The following is a 13,065-nucleotide window of genomic DNA, read 5'->3' on the forward strand; positions in this document are numbered from 1 at the left end:
GTGACTGTCGGCGTGGCTTCGCGCAATAGATTTAGGAATAAGCGAAGAAAAATACCTTTGCCGACAGGCGCAAATTAAATCTCGTCAGGGGTGCGCAGGTTGGTAACGGCAATGCGTTCACCGCGCTTGCGTTCGCGCTCTGATTGCATATTGGCGCGATAAACGCCCTGATCGCCAACGACCCAGGAGAGCGGGCGACGTTCTTTACCAATAGATTCCTGCAACAGCATCAGTGCCTGCATATACGCTTCTGGACGCGGCGGACACCCCGGGATATACACATCAACCGGAATGAATTTATCAACGCCCTGTACAACGGAATAAATGTCGTACATACCGCCAGAGTTGGCACAGGCTCCCATGGAGATAACCCATTTCGGCTCCAGCATCTGGTCATACAGACGCTGAATAACCGGCGCCATTTTGGTAAAGCAGGTTCCTGCCACCACCATCAGGTCAGCCTGACGCGGCGAAGCACGTAATACTTCTGCGCCAAAACGCGCCACGTCATGCACCGCAGTAAATGAGGTCACCATCTCAACGTAACAGCAGGAAAGACCGAAGTTATACGGCCAAATTGAGTTTTTACGACCCCAGTTAACCATGTCATTGAGCTTGCCCATAAACACGTTTTTGTTAACTTCTTGCTCCAGAGGGTCGGTTACAATCTCCTGCTTTTGCAGGGGGTAACGGTCGTTCTCACCGTTGGGATCTATGCGGGTGAGCGTATAATCCATCTTAATGCCTCGCGGTTAGCGTTGACGATTAGCGATACTGTTCGTTTCCGGGTTCATACGCTCGCGGCGAGAACGCGCGGGCGTCCAGTCCAGCGCGCCAATACGCACCAGATAAACCAGACCAGCCAGTAACACAAAAATAAAAATTGCCGCTTCTACAAAGCCAATCCAGCCGCTTTCGCGAATGGAAGTTGACCATGCGAACAGATACAGCGCCTCAACGTCGAAGATAACGAAGAACATGGCCACCAGATAAAACTTGGCAGACAGGCGTAAGCGGGCGGAGCCGACCGAGTCGATACCTGATTCAAACGGCACGTTTTTCGACCTCGCGCGTGCGCGACCGCCTAAAAACCAACCGCCTACCAGCATCAGGCAACACAGGCCAATGGCAACGATAAGAAAGATAGCGAATGCCCAGTGATGAGCGATGACTTCAGTGGATGTTGACATACTCATTGCTTACTCATCAAAAGTAGCGCCAGATTCACTGCTCTTCACGGCAGATGGACGCCACATCGATTCATGGGGAGGAATAAAAAAAACCTTACAATCACTGTAGAAACTATTTTATACAGCTAATTGATGTGGTCTTTTACTCCTTTCTATAACCTTTTGTCAACTTTAACAAAGGTTTCTTCACATTAATTTACATGATATCAACAACTTTTGCATTTAATGCCCTATAGCCCCAGATTGTTGACAACTCCAGGAAAATTAGATGTTGTTGAATCGTGTCCGTTGTGAAGCAATGGAAAAAATACGGGTCTATTTTGACAGGAATTTGTGTCGATTCCTCCCCCCAAAAGAGAGTATTTTCTTGATCTGTGACACGCTTTTGTTAATCCATAACAAAAACACAGCAATAATTTTACGTATTTTTTAACATCATTGTAGCAGGAGATTTTTTTCAGGCGATTTTTTGTTCGTAAGCGTGGAGAATGGCTGATGATTGAAAAATGAACACTTTTGTTCGCCGTGAGGAAAATTCTTAAGGATTTATTGTAAAAAAAGCCACTGGCGTTTTATTAATCACCAGTGGCTTATTTTTACAAACTTATCATCAGAAATTGTTATTGCCAGACGATTATTCGTAATCCCCTTCTATCAACAGGGAATCGTCCCCCTCCTGGGGAGTCAGCGGGCTGTATTGCCATGGGTTGTGATAACTCTCCATTGCCTGGTATATCACCTGCGCCAACTCATTATTGCTGGACGGATCATAGCACAGCAAATATTCGGTATCTGGGAGTGGAGGTAAACCGTCTACCGCGCTCAAAACGCGCAGTTCCGGACTCATCATCTCAACCGGTCTTGCTGTCACGCCAAGACCCGCTTTTACTGCAGCACGAACAGCCGGTAATGTGGAGGCAACATACGCCAGGCGCCATGGAATCTCCGCTTTATTGAGCGTTGCCAGAACCATGTCACGGAACGGACTAGGGTCATCCAGTAACACAAGTGGGATCGGCTCGCCTTTTTGCAACACATATTCCGCAGCGCAATACCAGTGCGTTGGCGAAGTACGCAGGTTCAACGCCTTAAAGGTATCAGGACGATGAGTGGTAACCATTAAATCCACTTCCTGGGACTTCAGCATTTCTGCCATATAGGCATTGCGTTTAACGCGGACATCCAGCGCAAGTTTCGGATAAACCGAACTTACGCGATTAAGCAGGAAAGGTAAGATCGTATCAGCAGATTCATCTGAAGCACCGATAGTTAACACGCCCTGAAGATTACTGAACATCAATGATGAGCAAGCCTCATCATTAAAACGCAGGATTTTCCTGGCGTAACCAAGAAGCTGAATGCCATGTTCAGTTAACAGTTTGTTGCGACCATGCCGAGCGAACAGTTCTTTCCCAACGAGTTGTTCCAGACGTTGCATTTGCTGGCTAACAGCGGACTGAGTACGACACACAGCGGCAGCTGCAGCAGCAAAAGTGTTCAGATCGGCAACAGCAACAAATGTTCTCAGCAGATCGAGGTCGAGGTTAATTATCGGACGATTTGCACTTATCATATATTATCACTTACTGGCGGCTCATACTGAGCTGGTTAATGCTGTGCACACACAAACAAGCAATTCCATTTGTAATGTGCCTCCCTGGCAGTTTCATCCGGAACCCGGATGAAAGTAAAAATGCATATGAGTTGCACTAAAAATGTGGCTCACATTGTTCCGTTATAATGCCTGAAGTAGATCACAGAATATATCTTCAGGGATCGCATATCTATTAAGTTACTCACTCTTTTCTATTTATGACATGCGAGAGTTTATGTAAATGTAAATGTTGCTCCCTGCTCCACTCCCTCGCAGCAGCGCGGCTAATACGTGTACGCGTACAAACAGCGAGGATGAGGCTGCATCAAAAGCAGGTGCTCCGTCATTAAAGTAGGCATTTTACCCTAAAACCCTTTTATTTATAAGGGTCATTGCGAATTATCTGATGCAAAGTTATGTTATGTTAGGCAAAGTAATCTTCTATTATTAATATGCACAACAAAGCCTTTTTGAATATTAAATAATAATTAATTAGCATCACCCGCATTCATTAATTCCTCTTAACAATAATTTCCCCCGTCATCACCTATACGACACATCGGCAATCACTACTCGTTAATTTTTCACTTATAACGAAAATATCATGAATGCTTTATGTTCGTGATTTCTTAAGCCGAAGAAATTTTACACATTTATCTATCAGACAAAAAAACCATACTCTTAATTGATATTTAGAATAAATCACTACCAAACATCACTTATTAAGTATATGCATCTTATTATTTTGCGATAATTAAGTTATTAACAGCATAATTCCTCTTTCTCTGCCAGCAAAATCTTGTTCTGCAGAACTTCAAAACGCCGCCTCGGGGGAGTACATTGTTCTAAGCTGACTTCCACGGCAGGGAGTGGCGATAACAGCAAAAAGGTCAAGATTCATGTCCCCCATTGAAAAATCCAGCAAATTAGAGAATGTCTGTTACGACATCCGTGGTCCGGTGCTGAAAGAAGCAAAACGCCTGGAAGAAGAAGGTAACAAGGTACTGAAACTGAACATCGGCAACCCAGCGCCGTTCGGTTTTGACGCACCCGATGAAATCCTGGTTGACGTGATACGCAACCTCCCGACAGCTCAGGGCTATTGCGATTCCAAAGGTCTTTACTCCGCGCGTAAAGCCATCATGCAGCACTACCAGGCTCGCGGTATGCGTGATGTTACCGTGGAAGATATTTACATTGGCAATGGTGTATCAGAGCTTATCGTTCAGGCAATGCAGGCATTGCTGAACAGTGGGGACGAAATGTTGGTTCCTGCGCCTGATTACCCTCTATGGACAGCGGCAGTTTCGCTCTCCGGCGGTAAAGCAGTGCACTATCTTTGCGATGAATCCTCTGACTGGTTCCCGGATCTCGATGACATTCGCGCCAAAATTACGCCACGCACGCGCGGCATTGTTATTATCAACCCGAACAACCCAACCGGCGCAGTATATTCCAAAGAACTTTTGATGGAGATTGTGGAGATTGCGCGTCAACATAATCTCATTATCTTCGCCGATGAAATTTACGACAAAATCCTCTATGACGACGCTGAGCATCACTCGATTGCGCCGTTAGCTCCTGACTTGCTGACTATTACCTTTAATGGACTGTCGAAAACGTATCGTGTTGCTGGCTTCCGTCAGGGCTGGATGGTGCTGAACGGGCCGAAAAAACACGCCAAAGGCTACATCGAAGGTCTGGAAATGCTGGCCTCAATGCGACTGTGCGCTAACGTTCCCGCACAACACGCAATACAGACCGCACTCGGCGGCTATCAGAGCATCAGCGAGTTTATCATGCCGGGCGGACGTCTTTACGAACAGCGTAATCGCGCCTGGGAATTGATTAACGACATTCCAGGTGTTTCCTGCGTGAAGCCGCGCGGCGCACTGTACATGTTCCCGAAAATCGACGCCAAACGCTTTAATATTCACGACGATCAGAAGATGGTACTGGATTTCCTGTTACAGGAAAAAGTTCTGCTGGTACAAGGAACTGCATTTAACTGGCCATGGCCGGATCACTTCCGCATTGTCACGCTGCCGCGTGTTGATGATATCGAACTGTCCTTGAGCAAGTTCGCTCGTTTCCTTTCCGGTTATCATCAGTTGTAATCTTAAATTCACTGCCGGAGATTGCATCCGGCAGTGTTATCCCTCCACAATGACCTCAGGATGTCATCACTCGTAAGGTCACTATGAAACAGAGCCATTTTTTTGCCCACCTCTCCCGCCTGAAACTCATTAACCGCTGGCCGCTAATGCGCAACGTGCGGACGGAAAATGTGTCCGAACACAGTTTGCAGGTAGCGATGGTCGCCCATGCGCTGGCAGCCATCAAGAATCGCAAATTTGGCGGACAGGTGAATGCAGAACGCATCGCACTGCTGGCGATGTACCACGATGCCTCTGAAGTGCTCACTGGCGATCTCCCTACTCCGGTGAAATACTTCAACTCGCAAATCGCCCAGGAATATAAAGCCATTGAGAAAATCGCTCAGCAAAAACTTGTCGATATGGTTCCGGAGGAGCTGCGGGATATTTTTGCGCCATTAATCGATGAAAATGCGTATAGCGATGAAGAAAAGTCACTGGTTAAACAGGCGGATGCGCTGTGTGCGTACTTGAAATGCCTGGAAGAACTCGCAGCCGGAAATAATGAATTTTTGCTGGCAAAAACGCGACTGGAAGCGACGCTTGAAGCGCGCCGCAGCCAGGAGATGGACTACTTCATGGAGGTATTTGTTCCCAGCTTTCATCTTTCGCTCGATGAGATTAGCCAGGATTCACCGCTGTAAGCAGCCAGATACCAGCCGACACTGCCTGATAAGACGCGCCAGCGTCGCATCAGGCAATAAGCGACGGATGTGACATCAGGCTCTCGTCAAAATGGAAACAACATCGGGATCATGACCACACAAACCACCATCACGATAATGGTGAACGGTACTCCCAGCTTCACAAAGTCACTGAAACTGTAATTCCCCGGGCCTAAAACCAGTGTGTTAACGGGGGAAGAAACTGGCGTCATAAAAGCGGCGGATGCAGCCATCGCCACGACCATTGCGAACGGATAAGGTGATACGCCCATTGTTTTTGCGGCAGCCAGCGCAATCGGAGCCATCAACACCGCCGTCGCGGTATTAGAGATAAATAACCCAATAACTGCCGACAAGACAAACAAACAGACCAGCATCATATGCGGCCCGTAACCGCCGCCGATGTCCATCAGCCCTTTCACCGCCAGCGCGACACCACCGGTTTTCTGTAATGCCACAGCAAACGGCATCATCCCAACGATCAAAATAATGCTCGGCCAGTGAATGGATTTATAGGCACTTTCGGCATCGATACAGCGGAATTTCCCCATCAGCAGGCAGGCAATGATAGCGGCAACAGGGTTAGGAATTTCATCGGTCAGCATTAACGCCACCATCAGCACCAGACAGAAAATGGCATGTGGCGCCTGGCTGTGTGCGGGTGATGCTTCACTCACTTCTTCCGGTAAATTCAGCGCCACAAAATCGCGGCCCTGTTTTGCCAGCATACCGATCAGTTTCCAGTTACCAACCACCAGAATAATATCGCCCAGCAGCAGAGGTTCATCCGCCAACGAACCTTCCAGCGCCACGCCATTGCGTTTCAGCCCCACGACATTCAGCCCGTAGCGGGTACGAAAGCCGATTTCGCGAACCGATTTACCAATAAGCTCTGACTCAGGAATTAATGAAATCTCTGCCATACCGACATCAAGAGCCTGATCGGAAAAATACTCGCCGCGCAAAACCATCGGCTCCAGTAATTGTTCACTGCAAAATTGCCGGAGATCGACGTCAGCCGCTGACATATCAATAAGCAAAACGTCACGCGCGCGAAATTCAGAAACCCCGTTCACATTCACAATAACACGACGAAAACGACGCCAGCGTTCAACACCAATGACGTTTGCGCCATAGCGTTCACGCAATTTAAGGTCGTCCAGCCGTTGACCGATCATCGGCGAACCGGGGCGAATAGCCAGACGGCGCGCACGCCCGGTAAGACGGTATTCACGAATAAGATCGCGGAAGGTGCGACGCGTCCAGCCTTCGCGCTGCGGAGTCTGGGAATCCCCTTTCAGCATAAAACGCATCACCAGCATGTATAAGATGCCGAGTACCAATACGACCAGGCCGATAGGCGTTACGCTAAAGAAACTAAACCCGTGATAACCCTCGCGTAGCAGTTCGCTGTTCACCACCAGGTTAGGCGGCGTCGCCACCAGCGTCATCATGCCGCTAATCAGCCCGGCAAAACTTAGCGGCATCATCAGGCGCGATGGCGACGTTTGCATACGCATGGCAACGCTTAACACCACGGGAATAAAGATAGCGACGACGCCAGTTGAACTCATAAATGCGCCAAGACCCGCAACAGTTAACATCAGTAAAACCAGCATTTTGATTTCACTGCTGCCGGCCACTTTGACCAGCCATGTCCCCATAACGGTGGCAACGCCAGTACGGACTAAACCATCGCCAATAATAAACAGGGCGGCGATCAGCACAACGTTAGGATCGGAAAAGCCGGAAAAAACTTCGGGGACCGTCAGCGTTCCGCTTAATGCAAACGCGACAATAACAAACAAAGCGACCGCATCCATACGCACTCTGCCTGTTGCAAACAGGACTATGGCAACGGCCAGTAATGAGAGAACCCAGATCAATTCACCGTTCACAACTTATCCTTGTTAATTGAGGGGGATGGCTTGATTCTGCCACAAAAAAGCCCCGACGAGACGGGGCTAAATCATGATTAGGTGTTTCACGAAATAATAACATCGCCATTTGGCTGTTTGGTCACAGTAATTTGCTCCAGACTATGGAGAACCAAATCTACCTCATTCAGACGTGGAGTGTCTGCCGGTGCATTAACCGCAATAACATGGCATCCCGCAGCCAGGCCAGAAAGCACACCTGCGGGAGCGTCTTCCACTACAACGCATTCGTGTGGTGCAAGACCCAGCAGTTGCGCGCCTAACAGATACGCGTCGGGCTCTGGTTTCCCACGTTTCACCCGCTCCGCAGTAACAAATACTTCCGGTGCAGGAAGTCCGGCTACTTTGTGGCGCGCTCGTGCAACTGGCATTGAACCTGAAGTCACAATCGCCCATGGAATACCCGCTTTATTCAAATGATTGAGTAAGGCGATTGCCCCAGGAAGTGCAGAAATTCCTTCGGTTTCCGTAGCCTCAATTTGCTCCAGACGCGTAAACTCTGCAGCAATTTCCGCCTCCGATTTCCCCACCATAAAATGGCGCAGAGACGTTATTGCCTGTTTACCGTGAATAAAAGCCAGCACTTCTTCCGGCGTTAATCCATGGCGTCTCGCCCAGTTGCTCCACGCCCGCTCTACCGCAGGCAGGGAGTCTACCAGCGTACCATCAAGATCAAACAGAAAACCTTTGCACCGCACGCAAGCCTCCTCAGGCGTTAATGATTTGATTAATTTCGTTTGTGCTCAGATGATACTGACGCGGGCAAGAATGCCAGACGTTCAACATGCGTTGGTATTTCTCCCACATTGGCGTCTGGGCATTAAAGCCGTGAGTCCCGGCATCAAAATGGGTGTAACGCCCTTCGACATTAACCATAAAGCGTACATAACCGAGATAACGTGCTTCGGTGGCAGCGTCGAAGCCGAGGAAAGTGACACGGCGTTCATCGATAGCTTGTTGATCCTGCAAATTAGACCAGGAGACATGCAGTGCGTGATACATCTCCATAATGTCGATGATAGTTCGGCAGGTTTCTTCTTTCAGCTCGCCAAACTCACGATCCAGTTCGCGCATCTGCAATCCATAACCGCGTTCAATGATTGTTTGCAGACGACGATAACGTTCAGCATTTGCCGGATCGAGCATAGTCATCATTTTGTACTGGTTAGACAAAATAAGACGTTGCGCGTTGGTCATTTCCATTGTTGACTCCTGTATCACTTTACTACGGTGAAAAAAAAGAAGGCCGATGTCTGCCTTCTTTTATATGCGTAATCAGGGGTCAATTACAAATCATCGAGGAAAGTTTTATCCAGTTGTTTGAAGGCGCGCTTAAGCGTGTCAGCTAATGCCTGATAATCAGGCTTGCCTTCTACGGGTGCTAATGCTTGCCCGGCCTCCTGCAATTTACCGCGAACCTCATAAAACCAACTCAGGATCGCTGGTGGTAATGGCGTAACAGAACGTTTGCCCAGCCACCATAGCCCCTGCATCGGCAAACTCAGGGCGAACAACGCAGTAGCAACAGCCGGCCCAAGCTGACCGCCTAGTGCAATTTGCCAGCAGAGAGTGAACACAGCAATCGGCGGCATAAAACGAATCGCATAGCGCGTCATCTTGATAACGCGATTTTCAACAAAGACCGGGGCAAGGCGTTTTTCCAGCGGCCACGTCTTTGAGTAATGCTGTCCCCGGCGAAACAAGCTAAAAAAATTAACAGAACGATTATCCGGCGTTGACATGCTTCACCTCAACTTCACATATAAAGATTCAAAAATTTGTGCAAATTCACAACTCAGCGGGACAACGTTCAAAACATTTTGTCTTCCATACCCACTATCAGGTATCCTTTAGCAGCCTGAAGGCCTAAGTAGTACATATTCATTGAGTCGTCAAATTCATATACATTATGCCATTGGCTGAAAATTACGCAAAATGGCATAGACTCAAGATATTTCTTCCATCATGCAAAAAAAATTTGCAGTGCATGATGTTAATCATAAATGTCGGTGTCATCATGCGCTACGCTCTATGGCTCCCTGACGTTTTTTTAGCCACGTATCAATTATAGGTACTTCCATGTCGAGTAAGTTAGTACTGGTTCTGAACTGCGGTAGTTCTTCACTGAAATTTGCCATCATCGATGCAGTAAATGGTGAAGAGTACCTTTCTGGTTTAGCCGAATGTTTCCACCTGCCCGAAGCACGTATCAAATGGAAAATGGACGGCAATAAACAGGAAGCGGCTTTAGGTGCAGGCGCCGCTCACAGCGAAGCGCTCAACTTTATCGTTAATACTATTCTGGCACAAAAACCAGAACTGTCTGCGCAGCTGACTGCTATCGGTCACCGTATCGTACACGGCGGCGAAAAGTATACCAGCTCCGTAGTTATCGATGAGTCTGTTATTCAGGGTATCAAAGATGCAGCTTCTTTTGCACCGCTGCACAACCCGGCTCACCTGATCGGTATCGAAGAAGCTCTGAAATCTTTCCCACAGCTGAAAGACAAAAACGTTGCTGTATTTGACACCGCGTTCCACCAGACTATGCCGGAAGAGTCTTACCTCTACGCCCTGCCGTACAACCTGTACAAAGAGCACGGCATCCGTCGTTACGGCGCGCACGGCACCAGCCACTTCTATGTAACCCAGGAAGCGGCAAAAATGCTGAACAAACCGGTAGAAGAACTGAACATCATCACCTGCCACCTGGGCAACGGTGGTTCCGTTTCTGCTATCCGCAACGGTAAATGCGTTGACACCTCTATGGGCCTGACCCCGCTGGAAGGTCTGGTCATGGGTACCCGTTCTGGTGATATCGATCCGGCGATCATCTTCCACCTGCACGACACCCTGGGCATGAGCGTTGACGCAATCAACAAACTGCTGACCAAAGAGTCTGGCCTGCTGGGTCTGACCGAAGTGACCAGCGACTGCCGCTATGTTGAAGACAACTACGCGACGAAAGAAGACGCGAAGCGCGCAATGGACGTTTACTGCCACCGCCTGGCGAAATACATCGGTGCCTACACTGCGCTGATGGATGGTCGTCTGGACGCTGTTGTATTCACCGGTGGTATCGGTGAAAATGCCGCGATGGTTCGTGAACTGTCTCTGGGCAAACTGGGCGTGCTGGGCTTTGAAGTTGATCATGAACGCAACCTGGCTGCACGTTTCGGCAAATCTGGTTTCATCAACAAAGAAGGTACCCGTCCTGCGGTGGTTATCCCAACCAACGAAGAACTGGTTATCGCGCAAGACGCGAGCCGCCTGACTGCCTGATTTCACACCGCCAGCTCAGCTGGCGGTGCTGTTTTGTAACCCGCCAAATCGGCGGTAACGAAAGAGGATAAACCGTGTCCCGTATTATTATGCTGATCCCTACCGGAACCAGCGTCGGTCTGACCAGTGTCAGCCTTGGCGTGATCCGTGCAATGGAACGCAAAGGCGTTCGTCTGAGCGTTTTCAAACCTATCGCTCAGCCGCGTACCGGTGGCGATGCGCCCGATCAGACTACGACTATCGTGCGTGCGAACTCTTCTACCACGACGGCCGCTGAACCGCTGAAAATGAGCTACGTTGAAGGTCTGCTTTCCAGCAATCAGAAAGATGTGCTGATGGAAGAGATCGTCGCAAACTACCACGCTAACACCAAAGACGCTGAAGTCGTTCTGGTTGAAGGTCTGGTCCCGACACGTAAGCACCAGTTTGCCCAGTCTCTGAACTACGAAATCGCTAAAACGCTGAATGCGGAAATCGTCTTCGTTATGTCTCAGGGCACTGACACCCCGGAACAGCTGAAAGAGCGTATCGAACTGACCCGCAACAGCTTCGGCGGTGCCAAAAACACCAACATCACCGGCGTTATCGTTAACAAACTGAACGCACCGGTTGATGAACAGGGTCGTACTCGCCCGGATCTGTCCGAGATTTTCGACGACTCTTCCAAAGCTAAAGTAAACAATGTTGATCCGGCGAAGCTGCAAGAATCCAGCCCGCTGCCGGTTCTCGGCGCTGTGCCGTGGAGCTTTGACCTGATCGCGACTCGTGCGATCGATATGGCTCGCCACCTGAATGCGACCATCATCAACGAAGGCGACATCAATACTCGCCGCGTTAAATCCGTCACTTTCTGCGCACGCAGCATTCCGCACATGCTGGAGCACTTCCGTGCCGGTTCTCTGCTGGTGACTTCCGCAGACCGTCCTGACGTGCTGGTTGCCGCTTGCCTGGCTGCCATGAACGGCGTAGAAATCGGTGCCCTGCTGCTGACTGGCGGCTACGAAATGGACGCGCGCATTTCTAAACTGTGCGAACGTGCTTTCGCTACCGGCCTGCCGGTATTTATGGTGAACACCAACACCTGGCAGACTTCTCTGAGCCTGCAGAGCTTCAACCTGGAAGTTCCGGTTGACGATCACGAGCGTATCGAGAAAGTTCAGGAATACGTTGCTAACTACATCAACGCTGACTGGATCGATTCTCTGACTGCCACTTCTGAGCGCAGCCGTCGTCTGTCTCCGCCAGCGTTCCGTTATCAGCTGACTGAACTTGCGCGCAAAGCGGGCAAACGTATTGTTCTGCCGGAAGGTGACGAACCGCGTACCGTTAAAGCAGCCGCTATCTGTGCTGAACGTGGTATCGCAACTTGCGTACTGCTGGGTAATCCGGCAGAGATCAACCGTGTTGCAGCGTCTCAGGGCGTAGAACTGGGCGCAGGCATCGAAATCGTTGATCCAGAAGTGGTTCGCGAAAGCTATGTTGCTCGTCTGGTCGAACTGCGTAAGAACAAAGGCATGACCGAAACCGTTGCCCGCGAACAGCTGGAAGACAACGTGGTTCTCGGTACGCTGATGCTGGAACAGGATGAAGTTGACGGTCTGGTTTCCGGTGCTGTTCACACCACCGCAAACACCATCCGTCCGCCGCTGCAGCTGATCAAAACTGCACCGGGCAGCTCCCTGGTATCTTCCGTGTTCTTCATGCTGCTGCCAGAACAGGTTTACGTTTACGGTGACTGTGCGATCAACCCAGATCCGACCGCAGAACAGCTGGCAGAAATTGCGATTCAGTCCGCAGATTCCGCCGCAGCCTTCGGTATCGAACCGCGTGTTGCTATGCTCTCCTACTCCACCGGTACTTCTGGTGCAGGTAGCGACGTAGAAAAAGTTCGCGAAGCAACTCGTCTGGCGCAGGAAAAACGTCCTGACCTGATGATCGACGGTCCGCTGCAGTACGATGCTGCGGTAATGGCTGACGTTGCGAAATCTAAAGCACCGAACTCTCCGGTTGCAGGTCGCGCTACCGTGTTCATCTTCCCGGATCTGAACACCGGTAACACCACCTACAAAGCGGTACAGCGTTCTGCCGACCTGATCTCCATCGGGCCGATGCTGCAGGGTATGCGCAAGCCGGTTAACGACCTGTCCCGTGGCGCTCTGGTTGATGACATCGTCTACACCATCGCGCTGACTGCGATTCAGTCTGCACAACAGCAGCAGTAATCTCGTCATAATCCGCAGC

General features: G+C 49.7%; 11 protein-coding genes. 4 read left to right on the forward strand and 7 right to left on the reverse strand.

The genetic code is table 11. The annotated features are described in order from the left end of the window. Nucleotides 1-74 precede the first annotated feature (74 nt). From nuoB to lrhA, 3 genes are all read right to left on the reverse strand, one after another. Nucleotides 75-737: an NADH-quinone oxidoreductase subunit NuoB gene (nuoB, locus tag WC5_RS01505; RefSeq protein WP_000386733.1), complete on the reverse strand. Its 663-nt coding sequence runs from the start codon at nucleotides 735-737 to the stop codon at nucleotides 75-77. A 15-nt stretch (nucleotides 738-752) separates the two neighbouring features. Beyond that, nucleotides 753-1,196, reverse strand: coding sequence for an NADH-quinone oxidoreductase subunit NuoA (gene nuoA / locus WC5_RS01500; RefSeq protein ID WP_000062994.1), 444 nt, complete (start codon nucleotides 1,194-1,196; stop codon nucleotides 753-755). A gap of 628 nt (nucleotides 1,197-1,824) precedes the next feature. After that, nucleotides 1,825-2,763, reverse strand: coding sequence for a transcriptional regulator LrhA (gene lrhA, locus WC5_RS01495; protein ID WP_000622298.1), 939 nt, complete (start codon nucleotides 2,761-2,763; stop codon nucleotides 1,825-1,827). A 920-nt stretch (nucleotides 2,764-3,683) separates the two neighbouring features. On the opposite strand from lrhA, the gene alaA reads away from it, so the two are divergent. Next, complete coding sequence (alaA, locus tag WC5_RS01490) at nucleotides 3,684-4,901, forward strand: alanine transaminase AlaA (protein WP_000074519.1); 1,218 nt, start codon at nucleotides 3,684-3,686, stop codon at nucleotides 4,899-4,901. An 83-nt stretch (nucleotides 4,902-4,984) separates the two neighbouring features. Further along, on the forward strand, nucleotides 4,985-5,584 hold the full coding sequence (gene yfbR / locus WC5_RS01485) for a 5'-deoxynucleotidase (RefSeq protein WP_000813872.1): 600 nt from the start codon (nucleotides 4,985-4,987) through the stop codon (nucleotides 5,582-5,584). A gap of 86 nt (nucleotides 5,585-5,670) precedes the next feature. On the opposite strand, the gene WC5_RS01480 is transcribed toward yfbR, so the two are convergent. The 4 genes from WC5_RS01480 to yfbV form a co-directional block, all read right to left on the reverse strand. Then, the gene (locus WC5_RS01480; protein ID WP_001012913.1) at nucleotides 5,671-7,503 is read right to left on the reverse strand and encodes an SLC13 family permease; all 1,833 of its coding nucleotides are present in this window, start codon (nucleotides 7,501-7,503) and stop codon (nucleotides 5,671-5,673) included. Between the two features lie 86 nt (nucleotides 7,504-7,589). After that, nucleotides 7,590-8,240, reverse strand: coding sequence for a hexitol phosphatase HxpA (gene hxpA, locus WC5_RS01475; protein WP_001203422.1), 651 nt, complete (start codon nucleotides 8,238-8,240; stop codon nucleotides 7,590-7,592). A 10-nt stretch (nucleotides 8,241-8,250) separates the two neighbouring features. Next, the gene (locus WC5_RS01470) at nucleotides 8,251-8,745 is read right to left on the reverse strand and encodes a YfbU family protein (RefSeq protein ID WP_000426118.1); all 495 of its coding nucleotides are present in this window, start codon (nucleotides 8,743-8,745) and stop codon (nucleotides 8,251-8,253) included. Nucleotides 8,746-8,828: 83 nt separating this feature from the next. Beyond that, entirely contained in the window at nucleotides 8,829-9,284 is a 456-nt protein-coding gene (gene yfbV / locus WC5_RS01465) for a terminus macrodomain insulation protein YfbV (RefSeq protein ID WP_000106629.1), read from the reverse strand. Between the two features lie 337 nt (nucleotides 9,285-9,621). Between yfbV and ackA the strand changes: the two genes are divergently transcribed. Continuing rightward, nucleotides 9,622-10,824 carry an acetate kinase gene (gene ackA, locus WC5_RS01460; protein ID WP_000095707.1) on the forward strand — a complete coding sequence of 401 codons (1,203 nt, stop codon included), beginning with the start codon at nucleotides 9,622-9,624 and terminating at the stop codon, nucleotides 10,822-10,824. 74 nt (nucleotides 10,825-10,898) lie between these two features. Beyond that, nucleotides 10,899-13,046, forward strand: coding sequence for a phosphate acetyltransferase (gene pta / locus WC5_RS01455; protein WP_000086714.1), 2,148 nt, complete (start codon nucleotides 10,899-10,901; stop codon nucleotides 13,044-13,046). Nucleotides 13,047-13,065: the final 19 nt, after the last annotated feature.

Origin of the sequence: Escherichia sp. KTE114, assembly GCF_000407765.1 — a bacterium.
Classification (GTDB): Bacteria; Pseudomonadota; Gammaproteobacteria; order Enterobacterales; family Enterobacteriaceae; genus Escherichia; species Escherichia ruysiae.